Origin of the sequence: Pseudomonas sp. BJa3, from assembly GCF_026343815.1 — a bacterium.
Classification (GTDB): Bacteria; Pseudomonadota; Gammaproteobacteria; order Pseudomonadales; family Pseudomonadaceae; genus Aquipseudomonas; species Aquipseudomonas soli.
In genome coordinates this window covers 1-22,160 of sequence record NZ_JAOXMC010000001.1, presented here as the reverse complement: position 1 = coordinate 22,160, position 22,160 = coordinate 1, and the positions used below count along the sequence as shown (strand labels likewise).

Sequence of the window (22,160 nt, the reverse complement as noted above, 5' to 3'; positions counted from 1 at the left end):
GCAAAGGGTTTCCGGACATTGCCTGCCGGTTTCAACGGCGGGCGACCTCCGCAAGCTGTGGCAGGTTCGCCAGGCACACTTCGCTAACGCAGACCAGGTTGCGCAGTTTCTGCGCGATCACTTCGGCTCGGTGCCAGCTCAGGCCGCCGACGCCGATCGCCACGTCCAGCAGATCGTCGCACTGGCTCACGTTGACGCTGTGCGGGGTGAGGAACTGCAGGGCGAACAGGTTGAGCACGCGACACAGGCTGTCCGGCTCGGCGTCGGCCTGCAGGCGGTAGTGCACAGTGCAGTGGACAGTGTTGGCGGCCCAGGCGTCGAGGCGGGGCAAGTTGAGGGGCCGTTCGAGTGCGTTCATGCTGGGTCTCCGCGAAAGTGGAGAAATTCTTGCACGTCAGACGGGGCATTTTTTCGCTATGATTCGCCAATATCGCGCTACTGCGAATTTTTTAATTCGCAAAAATGCAAATTGGAGAATTAATAATGCTTGGCGAATTGGACGCTTATGACCGGCGCATTCTTGAACTGCTGCAAGACGACGCCTCGCTGTCCAGCGCGCAGATTGCCGAGCGTGTGGGCCTGTCGCAGTCACCTTGCTGGCGGCGCATTCAGCGCCTGAGAGAGGAGGGGGTGATTCGCGGCCAGGTGACGCTGCTGGACCGCAAGAAGGTAGGGCTGAACACGCAGATCTTCGCCGAAGTGAAGCTCAACGCCCATGGCCGTTCGAACTTCGCCGAGTTCACCGAGGCGATCCGCGGTTTTCCCGAAGTGCTGGAATGTTATGTGCTGATGGGGGCGGTGGACTTCTTGCTGCGTATCGTCACCTCGGATATCGAGGCTTACGAGCGGTTCTTCTTCGAAAAGCTGTCGAACGTGCCGGGTATTCAGGAAGTCAACTCGATCGTGGCGTTGTCGGAGATCAAGTCGACCACGAGCCTGCCGCTGAGGCCCTGAAGAGCCAATCGCGGGGCAAGCCCGCTCCCACGAGTGCAGGAGCGGGCGGCCACTCAGGCCTTGAGCAGGTGCTTCCAGGCGCGGTTCTGCTCGATGGCGCGAGCCTGCTCGATGCGGGCTTCGAGCAGTTCGCCCTTGTCTTCCTCCAGTAGCGGCAGTTCAGCCAGCTCGTGCAGCTTGTTCAGCTCGCCGTAGAGGCGGTCCTGCTGTGGCAGGTCGAGCACCTGGCGGGCGTGGTGCAGCCAGGTCTGCACGGTCTCGATGCGCGGCAGTTGCTCGGCCAGGTCCTCTGGACGCTGCACATACAGCGGCAGCTTCAGGGCGCGGGCTTCCTCGCCCAGCAAGTGCTGCAGCCAGCTGGCCAGCTGCGCCTTGCCCTGGCGCTCGCCACGGCCCTTGCGCTCGACGGCCCAGGCGCGGGCGGTCAGCCAGCGTGCGGTCTCCAGGGAGAACTGGCCCCAGCGCGGATCTTCCAGCTCTTCGGCGAACTGCTCGGGGGCGGCGCGACGGATGTCCTCGTCGTCATTGCCGGCCAATACCAGCGGGCGCCAGTCTTCCAGCAACGCATCGAGGCTGGCGCGCAGGGCGCGGGTGGTCGGGCGCGGTGCCGCCTGGCCGAGGCTGGCGGTTAGGGCGCGCAGTTCGGCCAGACAGCGAACCCAGTCCTGCAGCAGGCGCCAGTGGCCATTGTGGCGATACTGCTCGGCCAGGCGCTGGCTGCTGCCCAGCAGTTGCCAGGCCAGGGCGGCGTAGGCGTCGTCCATCGGCATCTCGGCGTGCAGCTCGGTCACCGGCAGGCCCAGCTCGTAGCTGTCCGGATCGAGCAGGCGGTAGCCGCGCTCGGCCTTGCTGATGTCGCAAGGCATCAGGGCGAGGCTGGCAGACAGCTCGGCGGCCAGTTCCAGCAGCGCCTCTGGGGCACCTTCACGCAGTTCCAGTTCCAGCTCGCAAATTTCTTCCTTGCGCTTGCCGGCGATCACGAAGCCCTGGTCGATGGCCGCTTCGATCACTACCTTGGCCTTGCCGCGGCCCCAGGCGATCTCGGCGTACTCGCGGGTGAAATCGGTGGTGAACAGCGGTTTGATGGCCTTCTTGTCCAGCCCGGCCAGTTGCTCGGGCCAGCAGGTGCCATCGAGTTTCTTCAGGTCGAGCTTGACCTTGTCCAGGTGCCATTCGAACTCGTTGCGCTCGGACAGGCCGGCCACGCTCTGGCCGCGGCATTTGAGGGTCTGGATGATGACCTCGCCGTCGCGGCGCAGGCGCAGGGCGACACGGGCGGCGGACAGGTCGCGCTCCGGGGTGTCGAAGTACTGGTTGAGCAGTTCGCGGGTCTGCCAGCCGGACTTGTTGCGCTTTTTCAGCAGCGGGTGCTCGCGCAGGGCGGCAAGGGTCTCGCGACTGGCGCGGAGTTTGAGTTCGGTTTCTGTGTGCATCGCGGGCTCGGAAGGAGGGGCATCGTGATTGGGCAGTCTACAGCACTTGCGGCTTGAATCCTTGCTTGTGGGCGCGCGCTTGCCTTGCGGGTCTTTTGCATTGTTATGATGCCCCTCACGCCTCCGAGGAATCCGCGCATGCCGTTGCCATCGCTGAAAGACCAGTTTGCCGCCCTGATCGCCGCACCTTCGGTCAGTTGCACACAGGCTGCGCTGGACCAGTCCAACCGAGCCGTCATCGACCTGCTGGCCGGCTGGTTGGGTGACCTGGGTTTCACCTGCGAGATCCAACAGGTCAGCCCTGGCAAGTTCAACCTGCTGGCCAGCCGCGGCACCGGCCCGGGCGGGCTGGTGCTGGCCGGGCACAGCGACACGGTGCCCTTCGACCCGCAACTGTGGAGCAGCGACCCGCTCAGGCTCACCGAAGTCGATGGCCGTTGGGTCGGCCTGGGCAGTTGCGACATGAAGGGCTTCTTCGCCCTCGTCATCGAGGCGGTGATCCCGCTGCTCGAGCACGATTTCAAGCAGCCTCTGCTGATCCTCGCCACCTGCGATGAAGAAAGCTCGATGTCCGGGGCCCGGGCCCTGGCCGAGGCCGGCCAGCCCCTCGGGCGGGCGGCGGTGATCGGCGAGCCCACCGGGCTCAAGCCGATCCGCATGCACAAGGGCATCCTCATGGACCGCATCGACATTCTCGGGCGCAGTGGCCATTCGTCGGATCCGAACCTGGGCCGCAGCTCCCTGGAGGCCATGCATGCGGTGATGGGTGAGCTGATGGCGCTGCGCCGCAGCTGGCAGGAGCAGTACCGCAACCCCCAGTTCACGGTGCCTGCCCCGACCCTGAACTTCGGCTGCATACATGGCGGCGACAACCCCAACCGCATCTGTGGTCAATGCGCCCTGGAGTTCGACCTGCGCCCGTTGCCAGGCATGGATGTGGAGCAGCTGCGCGCAGCGATCCGCGGCAAGCTCACCCCGCTGGCCGAACGTCATGAAGTGCGTATCGACTATGCGCCGCTGTTCCCGGAAGTGCCCCCGTTCGAGCAGGCTGCCGACAGCGAGCTGGTGCGCCTGGCCGAGCGCCTGACCGGCCATCGCGCCGAAGCAGTGGCCTTTGGTACCGAAGCGCCTTATCTTCAGCAGCTCGGTTGCCAGACCATCGTGCTGGGGCCCGGGGACATCGCCTGTGCCCATCAGCCCGGCGAGTACCTTGAAATGTCACGTATCGAGCCTACCGTGCGTCTATTGCGTGACCTGATCCGGCACTATTGCCTGAACCATTGAGCTTTCCTGAGCAGAGGAGACCGCGCGTGACCGCAAGCCTGTTCCGACGATGACTTTCGAACGTTGTGCGCCTTTTCGTTCTCCGTTCACTTATCCACAGGCCTTGTCATGCCCGATTACGTCAACTGGTTGCGCCATGCTTCTCCCTACATCAACGCCCACCGCGATTGCACTTTCGTGGTCATGCTCCCCGGTGATGGCGTCGAGCACCCGAACTTCGGCAACATCGTCCACGATCTGGTGCTGCTGCACAGCCTGGGCGTGCGCCTGGTGCTGGTCCACGGTTCACGTCCGCAGATCGAGAGTCGCCTCGCCGCGCGCGGCCTGACCCCGCACTATCACCATGGCATGCGCATCACCGATGCGGCCACGCTGGACTGCGTGATCGACGCTGTCGGCGCCCTGCGCCTGGCCATTGAAGCGCGCCTGTCGATGGACATGGCGGCCTCGCCCATGCAGGGCTCGCGCCTGCGGGTGGCCTCCGGCAACCTGGTCACGGCACGGCCAATCGGGGTGCTTGAAGGGGTCGACTATCACCATACCGGAGAAGTGCGCCGCGTCGACCGCAAGGGCATCAATCGCCTGCTCGATGAACGTTCCATCGTGTTGCTGTCGCCGCTGGGCTATTCGCCGACCGGCGAGATCTTCAACCTCGCCTGCGAGGATGTGGCCACCCGCGCCGCCATCGAGCTGGGCGCCGACAAGTTGCTGCTGTTCGGGGCCGAGCCGGGTCTGCTGGACGAGCGTGGGCAATTGGTGCGCGAGCTGCGCCCGCAGCATATCGCGCCGCACCTGCAGCGGCTGGGCAGTGACTACCAGGCCGAGCTGCTGGATGCCGCCGCCGAGGCCTGCAAGGGCGGTGTGGCACGCAGTCATATAGTCAGTTATGCCGAGGACGGCGCGCTGCTGACCGAGCTGTTCACCCGTGGGGGCGGTGGCACGCTGGTGTCCCAGGAGCAGTTCGAGGTGGTGCGCGAGGCGACCATCGAGGATGTCGGCGGCCTGCTGGAGCTGATCAGCCCGCTGGAAGAGCAGGGCATCCTGGTGCGCCGTTCACGGGAGGTGCTGGAGCGGGAGATCGAACAGTTCAGCGTGGTCGAGCGCGAGGGCATGATCATCGCCTGCGCGGCGCTTTACCCGATTGCCGATTCCGAGGCGGGGGAGCTGGCGTGCCTGGCGGTAAACCCGGAGTACCGGCATGGCGGGCGTGGTGACGAACTGCTCGAGCGCATCGAGGAGCGGGCGCGCACGCTGGGGCTCAATACCTTGTTCGTGCTGACGACCCGGACCGCACACTGGTTCCGTGAGCGCGGCTTCTCGCCCAGTGGCGTGGAAAGGCTGCCGGCGGCGCGGGCTTCGCTGTACAACTACCAGCGTAATTCGAAGATCTTCGAGAAACCGCTCTGATGCCGAGGCAATGAAAAACGCCGCCCTTGTGGGCGGCGTTTTCGTTTACACGGTGTGCAAGTACCAGTTGTACTCGAGGTCGGAGATCGAGTGCTCGAACTCCTCCAGCTCGCTTTCCTTGCACGCGACGAAGATGTCGATGTACTTCGGATCGATGTACTTGTTGAGGATCTCGCTGTCGTCCAGCTCGCGCAGTGCATCGCGCAGGTTGTTCGGCAGGCTCTGCTCCAGCTGCTCGTACGAGTTGCCTTCGATCGGCTCGCCCGGTTCGACCTTGTTGGTCAGGCCATGGTGCACGCCGGCCAGTACCGCAGCCATCATCAGGTACGGGTTGGCGTCGGCGCCGGCCACGCGGTGCTCGATGCGCACGGCATCCGGCGAGCCGGTCGGCACGCGCAGCGCCACGGTACGGTTGTCCAGGCCCCAGCTCGGTGCGTTCGGCACATAGAACTGCGCGCCGAAACGGCGGTACGAGTTGACGTTCGGGCAAAGGAACGCCATCGAGGCGGGCAGGGTCTCGAGCACACCGCCGACAGCGTGACGTAGCGCGGCGTTCTGCTCGGGATCCTCGCTGGTGAAGATGTTGTTGCCATCTTTGTCCAGCACGGAAATGTGTACATGCAGGCCGTTGCCTGCCTGGCCCGGGTAGGGCTTGGCCATGAAGGTGGTGTCCATTTCATGGTCGTAGGCGATGTTCTTGATCAGGCGCTTGAGCAGCACCGCATAGTCACAGGCCTTGAGCGGGTCGGCGACGTGGTGCAGGTTGACTTCGAACTGCGCCGGGGCGCTTTCCTTGACGATGGCGTCGGCAGGAATGCCTTGCTCCTTCGCACCTTCGAGGATGTCCTGCAGGCAGTCGGCGTATTCGTCGAGGTCGTCGATCAGGTATACCTGGGTCGACTGCGGGCGCTTGCCGGAAATCGGCGAGCGTGGCGGCTGCGGGCGGCCGTTCACGTTCTCCTGGTCGATCAGGTAGAACTCCAGCTCGAACGCGGCGCAGATGGTCAGGCCCAGGTCGGTGAACTTGCTCACCACCTGGCGCAGTACTTCACGGGGGTCTGCGAAGAACGGCTCGCCTTCGATCTCGTGCATGGTCATCAGCAACTGCGCGGTCGGGCGCTTCTGCCAAGGCTCGTTGCAGAGAGTGTCGGGGATCGGGTAGCAGATACGGTCGGCATCGCCGATGTCCAGGCCCAGGCCTGTGCTTTCGACGGTTGAACCGTTGATATCCAGGGCGAAGAGGGAGGCCGGCAGGTTGATGCCTTTCTCGTAAACCTTGTGGAGGCTGGTGCGCTCTATGCGCTTGCCGCGCACCACACCATTCATATCTGCAATCAGAAGGTCAACGTAGAGAACCTCAGGATGTTCCTTAAGGAACGCGTTCGCTTCGTTAAGCTGAACGGCACGCGGGGGTACCGACATGATGCAACACCTTTGTTGTTAAAAATATCAATCAAGGGGGGCTTGCAACCCCAGTCAATCGGAAAGACCAGGTTAAGTCAAGCCAGTACCCTGATGCCCTTAAATGGCACATCTACGGCAGATTTGCTGCATCTCGGGGCGTGCCATTATCCGCTATTTTCGACTTGAAGGGTTATCCCGAGCGGGGCGTGTTTTATTTTTTACGGGGGAGTTGTGTAAAAAAATGAACGAGGCTAAGCTCGGCATCAACCCAGAACACAATAATACGAGGGTCACATGGTCCGCCTGTCGAGACCTGCCAGCGCCGCATGCACGGTGCGTTCAGGTACATCTCCCGGTTGCCGTCCGGTCACTGCACGCCTGCTTCGAAGGGGCGCCGCGCTGGCCGCAATAATTGACGGTTCGCTTGAAAAAGCCATGCCTCGTAACGCTTTAGCGCAACACCTCCTTTCCTTCTGCCCTTCGTTTTCTATCCGGACGCGCGCCCATGGCGTGTATCCATTGTCGTCCTGCGCGAGGGTTTTTGCTTTAGCCATGCACAGCATCCAGAATCAAGGCGCGGGCCTGTCCTGGCCCCTCGGCGCGCTGCGCGCCGACTTTGTCCGACGCTTGGCGTCAGTGGCCGCCGGTTGCCGCCAACCGCGCCACATTACCTCCTGAGGTATTTATGAGTAACAACCTCGACCAGCTCACCGATTGGTTGAAAGAGCACAAGATCACCGAAGTGGAATGCCTGATCAGCGACCTGACCGGTATCACCCGCGGCAAGATCTCGCCCACCAACAAATTCATCGCCGAAAAGGGCATGCGCCTGCCCGAGAGCGTGCTGCTGCAGACCGTGACCGGCGATTACGTCGACGATGACATCTATTACGAACTGCTCGACCCGGCCGATATCGACATGATCTGCCGCCCCGACGAGAACGCGGTGTTTCTCGTGCCATGGGCCATCGAGCCGACCGCCCAGGTGATCCACGACACCTACGACAAGAAGGGCAACCCGGTCGAGCTGTCGCCGCGCAACGTGCTGAAGAAGGTCCTGAAACTCTACGCCGACAAAGGCTGGCAGCCTATCGTCGCCCCCGAGATGGAGTTCTACCTGACCAAGCGTAGCGAAGACCCGGACTTTCCGCTGCAGCCGCCGGTGGGCCGTTCCGGCCGCCCGGAAACCGGCCGACAGTCGTTCTCCATCGAGGCGGCCAACGAATTCGACCCACTGTTCGAGGACGTCTACGACTGGTGCGAGCTGCAGCAGCTGGACCTCGACACGCTGATCCACGAGGACGGCACCGCGCAGATGGAAATCAACTTCCGTCATGGTGACGCCCTGCACCTGGCCGACCAGATCCTGGTGTTCAAACGCACCATGCGCGAGGCGGCGCTCAAGCACAACGTGGCCGCCACCTTCATGGCCAAGCCGATGACCGGCGAGCCGGGCAGCGCCATGCACCTGCACCAGAGCGTGGTAGATGCCGTCACCGGCAAGAACATCTTCTCCAACGCCGACGGCAGCATGAGCGAGTTGTTCCTCAATCACATCGGCGGCCTGCAGAAGTTCATCCCCGAGGCGCTGCCGCTGTTCGCCCCCAACGTCAACTCGTTCCGCCGCTTCCTGCCGGACACCTCCGCGCCGGTGAACGTCGAGTGGGGCGAAGAGAACCGCACCGTCGGCTTGCGCGTACCGGATGCCGGGCCGCAGAACCGCCGGGTCGAGAACCGCCTGCCGGGCGCCGACGCCAACCCGTACCTGGCCATCGCCGCCAGCCTGCTGTGCGGCTATATCGGCATGGTCGAAGGCATCGAGGCCAGCGCGCCAGTCCAGGGCCGCGGCTACGAGCGCCGAAACCTGCGCCTGCCGCTGACCATCGAGGACGCCCTCGAGCGCATGGAAATCAGCCGTGCGCTGGAGCAGTACCTGGGCAAGAAATTCATCACCGGCTACGTCGCCACCAAGCGCGCCGAGCACGAGAACTTCAAGCGCGTCATCAGCTCCTGGGAGCGAGAGTTCCTGCTGTTTGCTGTGTGATCAACCCTGAGGCCGCCAGGGCGCGGCCACCGGACCATGGAGAAGCACATGAGCGTCAACAACCCGCAAACCCGTGAATGGCAAACCCTGAGCGGCGAGCACCACCTTGCACCTTTCAGCGACTACAAACAGCTGAAGGAAAAGGGGCCGCGCATCATCACCAAGGCGCAGGGTGTGCATTTGTGGGACAGCGAGGGGCACAAGATCCTCGACGGCATGGCCGGCCTGTGGTGCGTGGCGGTCGGCTATGGCCGTGAAGAGCTGGTACGGGCGGCGGAGCAGCAGATGCGCGAGCTGCCGTACTACAACCTGTTCTTCCAGACGGCCCACCCGCCGGCGCTGGAGCTGGCCAAGGCGATCACCGACGTAGCGCCTGCCGGCATGACCCATGTGTTCTTCACCGGCTCCGGCTCCGAGGGCAACGACACCGTGCTACGCATGGTCCGCCACTACTGGGCGCTCAAGGGCAAGCCGGGCAAGCAGACGATCATCGGTCGCATCAACGGTTACCACGGTTCCACCGTCGCCGGTGCGAGCCTGGGCGGCATGAGCGGCATGCACGAGCAGGGCGGCCTGCCGATCCCGGGCATCGTGCATATCCCGCAGCCGTACTGGTTCGGCGAGGGTGGCGACATGACCCCGGATGAGTTCGGCGTATGGGCCGCCGAGCAGCTGGAGAAGAAAATTCTCGAAGTCGGCGAGGACAATGTCGCCGCCTTCATCGCCGAGCCGATCCAGGGCGCCGGCGGGGTGATCATTCCGCCAGACACCTACTGGCCGAAGATCAAGGAAATCCTCGCCAAGTACGACATCCTCTTCGTTGCCGACGAAGTGATCTGCGGTTTCGGCCGCACTGGCGAGTGGTTCGGCTCCGACTACTACGGCCTTGAACCCGACCTGATGACCATCGCCAAGGGCCTGACTTCCGGTTACATCCCCATGGGTGGTGTGATCGTGCGTGACACTGTGGCCAAGGTGATCAGCGAAGGCGGCGATTTCAACCATGGCTTCACCTACTCCGGCCACCCTGTGGCGGCAGCGGTGGGCCTGGAAAACCTGCGCATCCTGCGTGACGAGCAGATCGTCGAGAAGGCCCGCGATGAAGTGGCACCCTACTTGCAAAAACGACTGCGTGAGCTGCAGGACCACCCACTGGTGGGCGAGGTGCGCGGCCTGGGCCTGCTCGGCGCGATCGAGCTGGTCAAGGACAAGGCCACCCGCAGCCGTTACGAGGGCAAGGGCGTGGGCATGGTCTGCCGCAACTTCTGCTTCGACAACGGCCTGATCATGCGCGCCGTCGGCGACACCATGATCATCGCGCCGCCGCTGGTGATCAGCCGCGAAGAAGTGGACGAGCTGGTGGAAAAGGCGCGCAAGTGCCTGGATTTGACGTACGAAGCGATTAAATGACGGTCTGCTAGGCTGGCGAGGTGACATTAAGTCCGTTACAGGCGCTGCTTTTGTTGAAACAGCGCCTTGTAACTTGCCAGACTAACGGCTGTTTCAGTCGCCCAGCGCGTGACCCGTGGGACCTGGCTGCTGAACAGATGGCTTGATAATAAATTCTGGAGCATTACGCATGAAGAAATTGGGCAAGACGCTGCTGGCCGCCGCCCTTATGGGTGCCATGGCCACCGCTGTTCAGGCTGACGACAAGGTGCTGCACGTCTACAACTGGTCGGACTATATCGCCCCGGACACCGTGGCCAACTTCGAGAAAGAGACCGGCATCAAGGTCGTCTACGACGTCTTCGACAGCAACGAGACTCTTGAAGCCAAGCTGCTGGCGGGCAAGTCGGGTTACGACATCGTCGTGCCGTCCAACAACTTCCTGGCCAAGCAGATCAAGGCCGGTGTCTATCAGGAGCTGGACCGCTCCAAGCTGCCGAGCTGGAAAAACCTCGACCCGGCCCTGCTCAAGGCGGTCGGCGATGCCAGCGACCCGGGCAACAAGTTCGCCTTCCCCTACATGTGGGGCTCCATCGGCATCGGCTACAACCCGGAGAAGGTCAAGGCCGCGCTGGGCATCGACAAGATCGACTCGTGGGACGTGGTGTTCAAGCCAGAGAACATCGCCAAGCTCAAGAGCTGCGGCGTGAGCTTCCTCGATGCGCCGACAGAGATGATCCCGGCCGCGCTGCACTACCTGGGCAAACCGAGCGACAGCACCAAGAAGGAAGACCTGAAGGCGGCCGAGGACCTGTTCCTGAAAATCCGACCTTCGATCACCTACTTCCACTCTTCCAAGTACATCTCGGACCTGGCCAACGGCAACATCTGTGTGGCCGTGGGCTACTCGGGTGACCTGGAGCAGTCCAAGGCCCGTGCCCACGAGGCCGGCGACAAGGTCAAGCTGAGCTATGTCATTCCGAAGGAAGGTGCCGGCACCTTCTATGACATGGTCGCCATCCCGAAAGATGCCGAGAACGTCGACGCCGCCTACAAGTTCATGGAATACCTGCTGCAGCCGAAAGTGATGGCCGGTATTACCAACGCCGTGCGTTTCCCGAACGGTAACAAGGCAGCCACCGAGTTTGTCGACAAGGACATTACCAGCGATGCGGCAATCTACCCTTCCGACGAAGTGAAGGCGCAGCTCTACGCGATCAAGGCGCCCGAGAAGACCGCCCAGCGCGAGATCACCCGCAGCTGGACCAAGATCAAGTCGGGCAAGTAAGCCCGATGCGGCAACCTCTGGGCCGGGCTTTTCCGGCCCAGAGGCCAGTAACGGCAAATAAGTTTGCGGCATCCACGCCGTGAAGGTAAGTTGCGCGCCGGTTTTGCGTGTGCGGCCGAGGTTTACTGCCCGCAAAGGCACTGATTGTGAGGACCACCCACTTGTCTATTTCTTTTTTTCGCCAGGCCTTGATGGCCGGAGCGGGTCTGACGCTGGCTTGCAGCGTCCAAGCGGCGCCCACGGTGCACATCTACAACTGGTCCGACTATGTCGGCCCCACCACGCTCGCCGATTTCCAGAAGGAAACCGGGATCGAGCCCAAATACGATGTCTTCGACAGCAACGAGACGCTGGAAGGCAAGCTGCTGGCCGGGCGCACCGGCTATGACGTGGTCGTGCCGTCCAACCATTTCCTCGGCAAGCAGATCAAGGCGGGCGCGTTCCAGAAGCTCGACCGCGACCTGCTGCCCAATTATGCGAACCTCGACCCGGCGCTGATGAAGCGCCTGGAGAAGAACGACCCGGGCAACCAGTACGCCGTCCCCTACCTGTGGGGCACCAATGGCATTGGCTACAACGTCGAGAAGGTCAAGGCGGCGCTGGGCACCGACAAGATCGATTCCTGGGCGGTGCTGTTCGAGCCCGAGAACATGAAGAAGCTCAGCAAGTGCGGCGTGGCCTTCCTCGACTCCGCCGATGAGATGCTGCCGGCGGTGCTCAACTACATGGGCCGCGACCCCAACAGCAGCAACCCCAAGGACTACGCCGATGCGGAGAAGAAACTGCTGGCCGTGCGTCCCTACGTGACTTACTTCCATTCTTCGAAGTACATCACCGATCTCGCTAACGGCGACATCTGCGTGGCCGCCGGCTTCTCCGGCGACGTGTTCCAGGCCAAGGCCCGCGCTGAAGAGGCGAAGAAGGGCGTGAAGCTGGCCTACGCCATCCCCAAGGAAGGCGGCAACCTCTGGTTCGATGTGCTGGCGATTCCCAAGGACGCCAGCAACGTCAAGGAGGCCCATGCCTTCATCAACTATTTGCTGAAACCTGAGGTTATCGCCCAGGTCAGTGATTACGTCGGTTACGCCAACCCGAACCCCAAGGCTGGCGACCTGATGGACCAGGCCGTGAGGACTGACGCCGCGGTTTACCCACCGCAGGAAGTGCTGGACAAGATGTTCGTCAACGCCGAGTTGCCACCCAAGGTGCAACGTTTGATGACCCGCAGCTGGACCAAGGTCAAGTCGGGCAAGTAACAATCCAGGCCCGCCAGCGCAGCGGCGGGCACACAAATCTTGTTGGGAGTTTCACTCATGGCAGTTGCCTCCGGTGCCTATAAGAAAGCCCTCGAGGGTGGCCAGCAACCCAAGCAGGTGCTGGTCAAGATCGACCGGGTCACGAAAAAGTTCGACGAAACGGTAGCCGTGGACGATGTGTCCCTGGAAATCCGCAAGGGCGAGATTTTCGCCCTGCTGGGCGGCTCCGGTTCCGGCAAGTCCACCTTGCTGCGCATGCTGGCCGGTTTCGAGCGTCCGACCGAAGGGCGGATCTTCCTCGATGGCGTCGACATCACCGACATGCCGCCCTACGAGCGGCCGATCAACATGATGTTCCAGTCCTACGCGCTGTTCCCGCACATGACCGTGGCGCAGAACATCGCCTTCGGCCTGCAGCAGGACAAGATGCCCAAGGCCGAGATCGAGGCCCGCGTGGCCGAGATGCTCAAGCTGGTGCACATGACCCAGTACGCCAAGCGCAAGCCGCACCAGCTGTCCGGTGGCCAGCGCCAGCGCGTGGCCCTGGCCCGATCGCTGGCCAAGCGTCCCAAGCTGCTGCTGCTCGACGAGCCGATGGGCGCGCTGGACAAGAAACTGCGCTCGCAGATGCAACTGGAGCTGGTGGAGATCATCGAGCGCGTGGGCGTGACCTGCGTGATGGTGACCCACGACCAGGAAGAGGCCATGACCATGGCCCAGCGCATCGCCATCATGCACCTGGGTTGGATCGCCCAGATCGGCAGCCCTATCGACGTCTACGAGACCCCGACCAGCCGCCTGGTCTGCGAGTTCATCGGCAACGTCAACCTGTTCGAGGGAGAGGTGGTCGACGACGCCGAAGGCCACGCGATCATTGCCAGCCCGGAACTGGAGCGCAAGATCTACGTCGGCCACGGTGTCACCACCTCGGTCGAGGACAAGCACATCACCTACGCCTTGCGCCCCGAGAAGCTGCTGGTCACCACCGAGCAGCCGACCTGCGAGCACAATTGGTCGCGCGGCAAGGTCCACGACATCGCCTACCTCGGCGGCCACTCGGTGTTCTACGTCGAGCTGCCCAGCGGCAAGATCGTCCAGTCGTTCGTCGCCAACGCCGAGCGCCAGGGCACCCGCCCGACCTGGGACGACGAAGTCTACGTGTGGTGGGAAGACGACAGCGGCGTGGTACTGCGGTCATGAAAATCCGCAAGCTCAAGCGAGCGTTCCAGCGCCTTGTCCCGGAGGGGCGGCACCTGGTGATCGGCGTGCCGTTCATCTGGCTGTTCCTGTTCTTCATGCTGCCGTTCTTCATCGTCCTGAAGATCAGCTTTGCCGAAGCCGATGTGGCCATCCCGCCGTACACCGAGATCTACACCTACCTGGAAGGCAAGGTCCAGCTGGTGCTGAACCTGGCCAACTATGGCCTGCTGACCGAGGACGAGCTGTACATCGCGGCCTACCTCGGCTCGCTCAAGGTGGCCTTCTTCAGCACCTTGCTCTGCCTGCTGATCGGCTACCCGATGGCCTACGCCATCTCCAAGGCCAGGAAAGAGTCGCAGACCGTCCTGCTGCTGCTGATCATGATGCCGACCTGGACTGCGATCCTGATCCGCGTCTACGCCTGGATGGGCATCCTCAGCAACAACGGCCTGCTCAACAGCTTCCTGCTGTGGCTGGGGCTGATCGACCAACCGCTGCAGATCCTCAACACCAACCTGGCGGTGTATATCGGCGTGGTCTATTCGTACCTGCCGTTCATGATCCTGCCGTTGTACGCCAACCTGGTGAAGCACGACGAGAGCCTGCTGGAAGCTGCATCGGACCTCGGTTCGAGCACCTTCAACAGCTTCTGGAAGATCACCGTGCCGCTGTCGAAAAACGGCATCATCGCCGGCTGCATGCTGGTTTTCATCCCGGTGGTGGGCGAATTCGTGATTCCTGAACTGCTCGGCGGCCCGGAAACCCTGATGATCGGTAAAGTGCTGTGGCAAGAGTTCTTCAACAACCGTGACTGGCCGGTGGCATCCGCGCTGGCGGTAGTGATGCTGGCGATCCTGATCGTACCGATCCTGCTGTTCAACCGCAGCCAGGCCAAAGAGATGGAGGGCCGCGCATGAAACGCTTCAGTTTCTCCAAGCTGATGCTGGTGCTCGGCTTGCTGTTCATCTACCTGCCGATGCTGATTCTGGTGATCTACTCGTTCAACGCCTCCAAGCTGGTGACGGTATGGGGCGGCTGGTCGGTGAAGTGGTACGTCGGCCTGCTCGACAACACCCAGCTGATGGGTTCGGTGATGCGCTCGCTGGAGATCGCCTGCTACACGGCAGTGGCCGCGGTGGCGCTGGGTACCCTGGCGGCCTTCGTGCTGACCCGGGTCACCCGCTTCAAGGGCCGCACGCTGTTCGGTGGCCTGGTCACCGCGCCGTTGGTGATGCCCGAGGTGATCACCGGTCTGTCGCTGTTGCTGCTGTTCGTGGCCATGGCGCAGATGATCGGCTGGCCGCAGGAGCGTGGCATCGTCACCATCTGGATCGCCCACACCACATTCTGCGCCGCCTATGTGGCGGTGGTGGTGTCGGCACGCCTGCGCGAACTGGACCTCTCCATCGAGGAGGCGGCCATGGACCTGGGGGCCAAGCCGTGGAAGGTGTTCTTCCTGATCACCATCCCGATGATCGCGCCGTCGCTGGCAGCGGGCGGCATGATGTCCTTCGCCCTGTCGCTGGATGACCTGGTGCTGGCTAGCTTCGTCTCCGGCCCAGGCTCGACCACCCTGCCGATGGAAGTGTTCTCGGCCGTGCGCCTGGGCGTGAAGCCGGAGATCAACGCCGTGGCCAGCCTGATCCTGCTGTCGGTGTCGCTGGTGACTTTCATGGTCTGGTACTTCAGCCGCCAGGCCGAGGAGCGTCGTCGTCGGGCGATCCAGCAGGCCATCGAGGAGGGCGCCGCGGCGAACGTCTCGCAGCCGCAGGTACGTCGTCCGGCCCAGGCCGCCGCGCAGGCCTGAGCCCTCGCATCGCGGGGCAAGGCGCATCGCCGGTGTGCCGATGCGCCTTGCCCCGCGGTCTTTTCAGCCTTGGTCCGGCCAGTTCCAGGCCGGTTCATCCAGCATCCCCTGCCCGACGATACCGGTCTGCCCCAAGGTCTTCTCCAGGTGGATCGAGTTACAGTCTTCATCCTCCTCCAGGGCCGCCACCAGCCGCGGCGCGTGCGACACCACCCAGACCTGACATTCTCGCGCCGCGCGGCGGATCAGGCGTGCCAGTGCCGGCAACAAGTCCGGATGCAGGCTGGTCTCCGGCTCGTTGAGCACCATCATGCTCGGTGGGCGCGGCGTGAGCAGGGCAGCCACCAGCAACAGGTAGCGCAAGGTCCCGTCGGACAGCTCGGCAGCGCTCAGCGGCCGCAACAGCCCGGCCTGGTGCAAGCGCAGGCCGAACAGGCCGCCGGGCTGGGCGTCGACCGCAAGCCGGGCGCCGGGAAAGGCGTCAGCCACTGCATCCTGCAGGGCCTGCAGGTCGCCGATCTCGTCGATGGTCTGCAGGGCGGCGGCGAGGTCGCGGCCATCGTGATGCAGCACCGGCGTGCGCGTTCCCAGCCGCGATTGTCGGGCGGGCGCTTCGGCATCGGTACGGAAATGGTCGTAGAAGCGCCAGCTGCGGATCTGCTCGCGCAGATGCGGCACCTCGGGGGAGCCCTGGAGACTGCCGACCTGGTCGAACAGGCTGTCGAACTCGGTCATGTGCTGGTGCAGCACCTGCCATTGGCGCCCATCGCGGGCCCTGACCATCCCCGCGTTGCGCTGCACCAGCTGGCTGGCGGGTCGGCACAGGGGGCCGGCCCAGATCGTCTCCTGCTTGATCTGCGGGTCCAGGGCGAACTTCGACCGGCTGGGTTCGGGCAGGCCGAGGCTGATCGCGTAGCCGAAGTCTTCGCCAGCGAAGCCCATCTTCAGCCGCCGGGCTTGCTGGCGTGGCCCGCCTTCCACTGGCACCTCGCCATTGAGCATGCGCCGGGTGAGCTTCTCGGGGCCGGCCCAGAAGGTCGATTCCAGCCCGCCCTCGGCAGCCAGCGCGTTGACCACGCCGCCGCGCGCGGTCTCTGCCAGCAGGCGCAAGGCCTTGTACAGGTTGGACTTGCCACTGCCATTGGCTCCGGTAATCACGTTCAGCCGCCCCAGCGGCAGCACCAGCTGGTTGATCGAGCGGTAGTTGGCAATGGCCAGGGTGGTGAGCATAGGCGGCATCCTTGAGCGGTCGGACGGCAGTATCGCCGATACCGCCTCGCTTTGTTGAACCCTGGCCAATGCCGTTTGTCGATCACTGATCTACGCTTTCAAACGCATCCCTTTTACCTGAGAGAAGCAAGGAGCCTGCATGACGCTAGAGCGTGCGCCGCTGGTCGTTTGCCTGGGGTTGCTTTCCCTGCTATCAGGCTGTGGCAAGGAGGAGGTTGGTCAGGTGCTGCCCCGGGTCGCGGTGCAACAGGTGCAGCCCACCGATTTTGCCGCCCGGGTCACCCTGACCGGTGACGTGCAGGCGCGGGTGCAGACGGATTTGTCGTTCCGCGTGGGCGGCAAGATCATCGCCCGCAGCGTCGATGTCGGTGACCATGTCAAGGCCAACCAGGTACTGGCGCGTCTTGACCCCAAAGACCTGCAGAACAACGTGGATTCGGCGAAGGCCGAGGTGTTCGCCGAACAGGCCCGGGTCGCCCAGACCAGCGCCGCGTTCGCGCGTCAGCAGAAGCTTCTGCCCAAGGGCTACACCAGCCAAAGCGAGTACGACTCCGCCGAGGCCGCGCTGCGTAGTAGCCAGAGCGCGCTCAAGGCCGCTCAGGCGCAATTGGCCAACGCCAACGAGCAATTGGGCTACACGGCATTGGTTGCCGAAGCCGACGGCGTTATCACTGCGCGTCAGGCCGAGGTCGGCCAGGTGGTACAGGCGACCATGCCGATCTTCAGCCTGGCCGTCGATGGCGACCGTGACGCGGTGTTCAATGTCTACGAATCGCTGCTGGTGGCGCCCAGCAGCGAGAGGGACTTGACGGTAAGCATGATCGACAACCCCACCATCACCGCCCAGGGACATGTGCGCGAGATCACCCCGACGGTCTCGGCCCAGAGTGGCACGGTGCAGGTCAAGGTGGCCCTGCGCGATGTGCCCAAGGGCATGGCCCTGGGCGCGCCGGTGACCGTTTCGGCCAGTGCACACGGCAAACCGAGCGTCGAGCTGCCCTGGTCTGCCCTGACCAAGGCGCTGAGCGAGCCCGCCGTGTGGGTGGTTAGCGAGGGTGACAAGGCGCAACTGCGCAAGGTCCAGGTGGCGCGCTACCTGACCGGCAAAGTGGTGATCAGCGAGGGTCTCGAGGCCGGTGAGGTGGTGGTGGTCAGTGGTGGCCAGCTGCTGAACCCAGGTATTCAGGTCGAAAAGGTCGACGCCAAAAGCGGGGGAGTCGCGCCATGAGGCCGTTGCTGCCGATATTGTCTGCCTGTGCGTTGCTGGCTGCCTGTGGCAACGAGGACGTCCAGCCCGAACCCGTGCGCCCGGTGCTGTCGACCGTGGTCGAGCCCCAGATGCAAGCGCAGCTTGGGCGTTTTGCCGGCAACATCCAGGCACGTTTCGAGAGCACCTTGGGTTTCCGCGTGTCTGGCCGCATCGCTCGGCGCTGGCTGGATGTCGGGGCCCAGGTCAAGCCGGGCGACACCCTGGCGACCCTCGATCCGACCGACCAGCAGAACCAGCTGCGTGCCGCCGAAGGCGACCTTGCGCGGGTCCAGGCCCAGTGGATCAATGCCCAGGCCGATGCCCGCCGCCAGCAACAGCTGTATGACCGCGGGGTCGGCGCCCAAGCCCAGCTAGACATTGCCCAGACCAACCTGAAGACCACTGGCGCGTCACTGGAGCAGGCGCGCTCGGCGGTCAGCCAGGCCCGCGACCAGCTCGGCTACAGTACCCTGCGTACCGACCATGCCGCGGTGATCACGGCCTGGCAGGCCGAGGCCGGGCAGACCGTCAGCGCCGGCCAGGCCGTGGTCACACTGGCGCGCCCGGATGTGAAGGAAGCGGTGATCGACCTGCCGATCGCTTTGGCCGAACAATTGCGTCACGACCTCACCTTCACCGTCGCCTCGCAGCTCGACCCTAGCATCAACACCACCGCCACCTTGCGCGAGCTGGAGCCCCAGGCCGATGCCACCACCCGTACCCGCCGCGCCCGCCTGACCCTGGCCAGCACCCCGGACGCCTTCCACTTGGGGACTGCGATCAGCGTCACCTTGACCTCGGCGGTGACGCCGCGCAGCGAGTTGCCACGCTCCGCGCTGCTTGAACGCGATGGCAAAACCCAGGTGTGGGTAGTCGACCCGCAGGGCAAGACCGTGGCCACCCGTGACGTCACCCTGGCGGAGCGTGGTCCTGACAGCATCATCCTGTCCTCCGGTGTACAACCCGGCGAACGCGTCGTCACCGCCGGCGTCAACAGCCTCAAGCCTGGCCAGAAGGTCATATTCGACGAGGACGCACGATGAAAGGAAGCTTCAACCTCTCCGAATGGGCGCTCAAGCACCAGTCTTTCGTCTGGTACCTGATGTTCGTCGGGCTGCTGATGGGGGTGTTTTCCTACTTCAACCTGGGCCGGGAAGAGGATCCGTCCTTCACCATCAAGACCATGGTGATCCAGACACGTTGGCCGGGGGCGACCCAGGCCGAGACACTGAACCAGATCACCGATCGGATCGAGAAGAAACTTGAGGAGCTCGATTCGCTCGACTATGTGAAAAGCTATACCCGTCCCGGCGAATCCACGGTTTACGTGTATCTGCGCGATACCACCAAGGCCAGGGACATTCCAGCTATCTGGTACCAGGTGCGCAAGAAGATCCAGGACATCCGCGGCCAGTTTCCCCAGGGCGTGCAGGGGCCGGGCTTCAATGACGAGTTCGGCGATGTGTTCGGCTCGATCTATGCCTTCACCTCCGATGGCCTGACCTTGCGCCAGCTGCGCGACTATGTGGAGCTGGCCCGCGCCGAGGTGCGCGAGGTGCACAACATCGGCAAGATCGAGCTGATCGGCACCCAGGACGAAGTGCTCTACCTGAATTTCTCCACCCGCAAGCTGGCGGCCCTGGGCATCGACCAGCGGCAAGTCATGGAGGCGCTGAAATCGCAGAACGCGGTGACCCCTGCGGGGGTGATCGAAGCCGGCCCCGAGCGCATCTCGGTGCGCACCACAGGCCAGTTCGCCTCGGAGAAGGACCTGGAGACGGTCAACCTGCGCATCAACGACCGCTTCTTCCGCCTGGCCGATATCGCCGACATAGAGCGCGGCTACGTCGACCCGCCGTCACCGATCTTCCGCTACAACGGCCAGCCGGCCATCGGCCTGGCCATCGGCATGAAGGCCGGCGGCAACATCGAGGTGTTCGGCGCTGCACTGAAGAAGAAGATGGATAGCATCGTCAGCGAACTGCCGGTCGGGGTCGGCGTACACACCGTGTCCGACCAGGCGGTGGTGGTCAAGCAGGCGGTTGGCGGCTTCACCAGTGCCTTGTTCGAAGCCGTGGTGATCGTACTGGTGGTGAGTTTCGTCAGCCTGGGCGTGCGTGCCGGGCTGGTGGTGGCCTGCTCGATTCCGCTGGTGCTGGCCATGGTGTTCGTGTTCATGGAGTACAGCGACATCACCATGCAGCGGATTTCGCTGGGTGCGCTGATCATTGCCCTGGGCCTGCTGGTGGATGACGCGATGATCACCGTGGAGGTGATGGTCACGCGCCTGGAAATGGGTGAGACGAAAGAGCAGGCGGCGACCTTCGCCTACACCTCGACGGCCTTCCCCATGCTGACCGGAACCCTGGTGACCGTGGCCGGTTTCGTGCCGATCGGCCTCAATGCCAGCTCGGCCGGTGAATACACCTATACCTTGTTCGCGGTGATCGCCGTGGCGCTGCTGGTGTCGTGGGTGGTGGCGGTGTTCTTCGCCCCGGTGCTGGGCGTGCATATTCTCAGCAGCGAAAAGCTCAAGCCCCACGAGGCCGAACCTGGGCGGGTGGGCCGGGCGTTCGAGCATGGCCTGCTGTGGTGCATGCGCCACCGCTGGGTGACAGTGATCGGCACCATCGTGCTGTTCGCACTGTCGGTGGTGGGCATGCGCTTCGTACAGAACCAGTTCTTCCCATCCTCGGACCGCCCGGAGATCCTGGTCGATCTCGACCTGCCGCAGAACGCCTCGATCGAGGAAACGCGCAAGGTGGTGGATCGCCTGGAGGCGAAGATCAAGGACGACCCCGACCTGGTGCGCTGGAGCACTTACATCGGCCAGGGGGCGATTCGCTTCTACCTGCCCCTCGACCAGCAATTGCAGAACCCCTATTACGCCCAGCTGGTGATCGTCAGCAAGGGCTTCGAAGAGCGCCAGGGCATGATCGAGCGCCTGCAGAAACTGCTGCGCGAAGACTTCGTAGGCATCGGCAGCAACGTGCAGTCGCTGGAGATGGGCCCGCCGGTTGGCCGGCCGATCCAGTACCGGGTCAGCGGCAAGGACATCGACCAGGTGCGCCGCTATGCCATCGAACTGGCCACGGTGCTCGACAGCAACGAGCATATCGGCGACATGATGTACGACTGGAACGAGCCCGGTAAGGTGCTGCGCATCGAGATCGCCCAGGACAAGGCGCGTCAACTGGGGCTTTCGTCCGAAGACGTGGCCAATGTAATGAACAGCATCGTCAGCGGCGTGCCGGTCACCCAGGTCAACGACAACATCTACCTGGTCGACGTCATTGCCCGGGCCGAGGACAGCGAGCGGGGCTCCCCCGACACCCTGCAGAACCTGCAGATCGTCAGCCCCAGTGGTGTGTCCATCCCTCTGCTGGCGTTCGCCACCGTGCGTTACGAGCTGGAGCAGCCATTGGTGTGGCGGCGCGACCGCAAGCCGACCATCACCATCAAGGCCTCGGTGGTCGGCGATATCCAGCCGACCAACCTGGTGGCGCAACTCAAGCCGAAGATCGACGAATTCGCCGGCAAGCTGCCGCCCGGCTACGGCGTGGCCACCGGCGGTACGGTGGAGGAGAGCGGCAAGGCCCAGGGGCCGATCGCCGATGTCATTCCGTTGATGCTGTTCCTCATGGCGACCTTCCTGATGATCCAGCTGCACAGCGTGCAGAAGCTGTTCCTGGTGGTCAGCGTCGCGCCGCTGGGGCTGATCGGCGTGGTCCTGGCCCTGGTGCCCACGGGCACGCCCATGGGCTTCGTGGCGATCCTCGGCATCCTCGCCCTGGCCGGGATCATCATCCGTAACTCGGTGATCCTGGTGACCCAGATCGACGAATTCGAAGAGCAGGGCTACACCCCCTGGGACGCGGTGGTGGAAGCGACCAACCACCGCCGCCGGCCGATCCTGCTGACGGCGGCGGCGGCAAGCCTGGGCATGATCCCGATTGCCCGGGAAGTGTTCTGGGGGCCGATGGCCTACGCCATGATCGGCGGCATCATCAGTGCAACGCTGCTGACGCTGTTGTTCCTGCCGGCGCTGTACGTGGCCTGGTACAAGATCCGCGAGCCGGAAAAGACTTCCTGAGAACCACGCGCATCCTGTGGGAGCTGGGGTTGGCGCGGGAGGAGCGGGGCACCCACCCCCCCCAAAACACTCAAACAACCGGCCCCCCCGGGGCAGTGTGTGGATGAATGTGTTTTTATAAA

Annotated in this window: 17 protein-coding genes; 13 read left to right on the top strand and 4 right to left on the bottom strand. The window is 63.6% G+C overall.

From position 1 onward, the window contains the following. Positions 1-31: 31 nt before the first annotated feature. The gene (locus OH705_RS00085) at positions 32-358 is read right to left on the bottom strand and encodes a hypothetical protein (protein ID WP_094010951.1); all 327 of its coding nucleotides are present in this window, start codon (positions 356-358) and stop codon (positions 32-34) included. 125 nt (positions 359-483) lie between these two features. Between OH705_RS00085 and OH705_RS00080 the strand changes: the two genes are divergently transcribed. Continuing rightward, positions 484-954, top strand: a complete 471-nt coding sequence (locus OH705_RS00080) for an Lrp/AsnC family transcriptional regulator (protein ID WP_023631494.1) — start codon at positions 484-486, stop codon at positions 952-954. Between the two features lie 53 nt (positions 955-1,007). On the opposite strand, the gene OH705_RS00075 is transcribed toward OH705_RS00080, so the two are convergent. After that, on the bottom strand, positions 1,008-2,387 hold the full coding sequence (locus OH705_RS00075; RefSeq protein WP_267300469.1) for an inorganic triphosphatase: 1,380 nt from the start codon (positions 2,385-2,387) through the stop codon (positions 1,008-1,010). Positions 2,388-2,525: 138 nt separating this feature from the next. Here OH705_RS00075 and argE point away from each other — a divergent pair, with 138 nt between their 5' ends. Further along, entirely contained in the window at positions 2,526-3,671 is a 1,146-nt protein-coding gene (argE, locus tag OH705_RS00070) for an acetylornithine deacetylase (protein ID WP_267300468.1), read from the top strand. Positions 3,672-3,779: 108 nt separating this feature from the next. Next, positions 3,780-5,078: an amino-acid N-acetyltransferase gene (argA, locus tag OH705_RS00065; RefSeq protein WP_038707016.1), complete on the top strand. Its 1,299-nt coding sequence runs from the start codon at positions 3,780-3,782 to the stop codon at positions 5,076-5,078. 45 nt (positions 5,079-5,123) lie between these two features. Here argA and OH705_RS00060 read toward each other — a convergent pair whose 3' ends face one another. Continuing rightward, positions 5,124-6,500: a glutamine synthetase family protein gene (locus OH705_RS00060; protein ID WP_038707015.1), complete on the bottom strand. Its 1,377-nt coding sequence runs from the start codon at positions 6,498-6,500 to the stop codon at positions 5,124-5,126. A gap of 667 nt (positions 6,501-7,167) precedes the next feature. On the opposite strand from OH705_RS00060, the gene OH705_RS00055 reads away from it, so the two are divergent. From OH705_RS00055 to OH705_RS00025, 7 genes are all read left to right on the top strand, one after another. Then, a complete protein-coding gene (locus OH705_RS00055) occupies positions 7,168-8,526 on the top strand; it encodes a glutamine synthetase family protein (protein WP_038707014.1) in 1,359 nt (452 codons plus the stop codon). 48 nt (positions 8,527-8,574) lie between these two features. After that, positions 8,575-9,936: an aspartate aminotransferase family protein gene (locus OH705_RS00050; protein ID WP_094010952.1), complete on the top strand. Its 1,362-nt coding sequence runs from the start codon at positions 8,575-8,577 to the stop codon at positions 9,934-9,936. A 169-nt stretch (positions 9,937-10,105) separates the two neighbouring features. After that, positions 10,106-11,203 carry a polyamine ABC transporter substrate-binding protein gene (locus tag OH705_RS00045; protein ID WP_267300465.1) on the top strand — a complete coding sequence of 366 codons (1,098 nt, stop codon included), beginning with the start codon at positions 10,106-10,108 and terminating at the stop codon, positions 11,201-11,203. Between the two features lie 161 nt (positions 11,204-11,364). After that, complete coding sequence (locus OH705_RS00040; RefSeq protein ID WP_023630469.1) at positions 11,365-12,459, top strand: polyamine ABC transporter substrate-binding protein; 1,095 nt, start codon at positions 11,365-11,367, stop codon at positions 12,457-12,459. Between the two features lie 57 nt (positions 12,460-12,516). Next, positions 12,517-13,659, top strand: a complete 1,143-nt coding sequence (potA, locus tag OH705_RS00035) for a polyamine ABC transporter ATP-binding protein (RefSeq protein WP_023630468.1) — start codon at positions 12,517-12,519, stop codon at positions 13,657-13,659. Then, positions 13,656-14,576, top strand: a complete 921-nt coding sequence (locus tag OH705_RS00030) for an ABC transporter permease subunit (RefSeq protein ID WP_023630467.1) — start codon at positions 13,656-13,658, stop codon at positions 14,574-14,576. Before potA ends, OH705_RS00030 begins: the two co-directional genes overlap by 4 nt. Continuing rightward, a complete protein-coding gene (locus OH705_RS00025) occupies positions 14,573-15,466 on the top strand; it encodes an ABC transporter permease subunit (protein ID WP_038707013.1) in 894 nt (297 codons plus the stop codon). The genes OH705_RS00030 and OH705_RS00025 overlap by 4 nt, the downstream gene beginning before the upstream one ends. A gap of 63 nt (positions 15,467-15,529) precedes the next feature. Here the strand turns inward: OH705_RS00025 and OH705_RS00020 are convergent, their stop codons facing one another. Next, complete coding sequence (locus OH705_RS00020; protein WP_038707012.1) at positions 15,530-16,696, bottom strand: AAA family ATPase; 1,167 nt, start codon at positions 16,694-16,696, stop codon at positions 15,530-15,532. Positions 16,697-16,835: 139 nt separating this feature from the next. On the opposite strand from OH705_RS00020, the gene OH705_RS00015 reads away from it, so the two are divergent. From OH705_RS00015 to OH705_RS00005, 3 genes are read left to right on the top strand one after another with little or no spacing between them, the layout of a single operon-like run. Then, positions 16,836-17,924 carry an efflux RND transporter periplasmic adaptor subunit gene (locus tag OH705_RS00015; RefSeq protein ID WP_110604143.1) on the top strand — a complete coding sequence of 363 codons (1,089 nt, stop codon included), beginning with the start codon at positions 16,836-16,838 and terminating at the stop codon, positions 17,922-17,924. Next, complete coding sequence (locus OH705_RS00010) at positions 17,921-18,988, top strand: efflux RND transporter periplasmic adaptor subunit (protein WP_267300462.1); 1,068 nt, start codon at positions 17,921-17,923, stop codon at positions 18,986-18,988. Before OH705_RS00015 ends, OH705_RS00010 begins: the two co-directional genes overlap by 4 nt. Continuing rightward, entirely contained in the window at positions 18,985-22,038 is a 3,054-nt protein-coding gene (locus tag OH705_RS00005) for an efflux RND transporter permease subunit (RefSeq protein WP_094010958.1), read from the top strand. Before OH705_RS00010 ends, OH705_RS00005 begins: the two co-directional genes overlap by 4 nt. Positions 22,039-22,160: the final 122 nt, after the last annotated feature.

Bases quoted from the DNA above. Each gene is read 5' to 3' on its own strand.
- argA (WP_038707016.1), top strand. From the start codon at position 3,780: ATGCCCGATTACGTCAACTGGTTGCGCCATGCTTCTCCCTACATCAAC.
- OH705_RS00025 (WP_038707013.1), top strand. From the start codon at position 14,573: ATGAAACGCTTCAGTTTCTCCAAGCTGATGCTGGTGCTCGGCTTGCTG.
- OH705_RS00045 (WP_267300465.1), top strand. From the start codon at position 10,106: ATGAAGAAATTGGGCAAGACGCTGCTGGCCGCCGCCCTTATGGGTGCC.
- argE (WP_267300468.1), top strand. From the start codon at position 2,526: ATGCCGTTGCCATCGCTGAAAGACCAGTTTGCCGCCCTGATCGCCGCA.
- OH705_RS00020 (WP_038707012.1), bottom strand. From the start codon at position 16,696: ATGCTCACCACCCTGGCCATTGCCAACTACCGCTCGATCAACCAGCTG.
- OH705_RS00055 (WP_038707014.1), top strand. From the start codon at position 7,168: ATGAGTAACAACCTCGACCAGCTCACCGATTGGTTGAAAGAGCACAAG.
- OH705_RS00060 (WP_038707015.1), bottom strand. From the start codon at position 6,500: ATGTCGGTACCCCCGCGTGCCGTTCAGCTTAACGAAGCGAACGCGTTC.
- OH705_RS00050 (WP_094010952.1), top strand. From the start codon at position 8,575: ATGAGCGTCAACAACCCGCAAACCCGTGAATGGCAAACCCTGAGCGGC.
- OH705_RS00005 (WP_094010958.1), top strand. From the start codon at position 18,985: ATGAAAGGAAGCTTCAACCTCTCCGAATGGGCGCTCAAGCACCAGTCT.
- OH705_RS00085 (WP_094010951.1), bottom strand. From the start codon at position 358: ATGAACGCACTCGAACGGCCCCTCAACTTGCCCCGCCTCGACGCCTGG.
- OH705_RS00015 (WP_110604143.1), top strand. From the start codon at position 16,836: ATGACGCTAGAGCGTGCGCCGCTGGTCGTTTGCCTGGGGTTGCTTTCC.
- potA (WP_023630468.1), top strand. From the start codon at position 12,517: ATGGCAGTTGCCTCCGGTGCCTATAAGAAAGCCCTCGAGGGTGGCCAG.
- OH705_RS00075 (WP_267300469.1), bottom strand. From the start codon at position 2,387: ATGCACACAGAAACCGAACTCAAACTCCGCGCCAGTCGCGAGACCCTT.
- OH705_RS00030 (WP_023630467.1), top strand. From the start codon at position 13,656: ATGAAAATCCGCAAGCTCAAGCGAGCGTTCCAGCGCCTTGTCCCGGAG.
- OH705_RS00080 (WP_023631494.1), top strand. From the start codon at position 484: ATGCTTGGCGAATTGGACGCTTATGACCGGCGCATTCTTGAACTGCTG.
- OH705_RS00010 (WP_267300462.1), top strand. From the start codon at position 17,921: ATGAGGCCGTTGCTGCCGATATTGTCTGCCTGTGCGTTGCTGGCTGCC.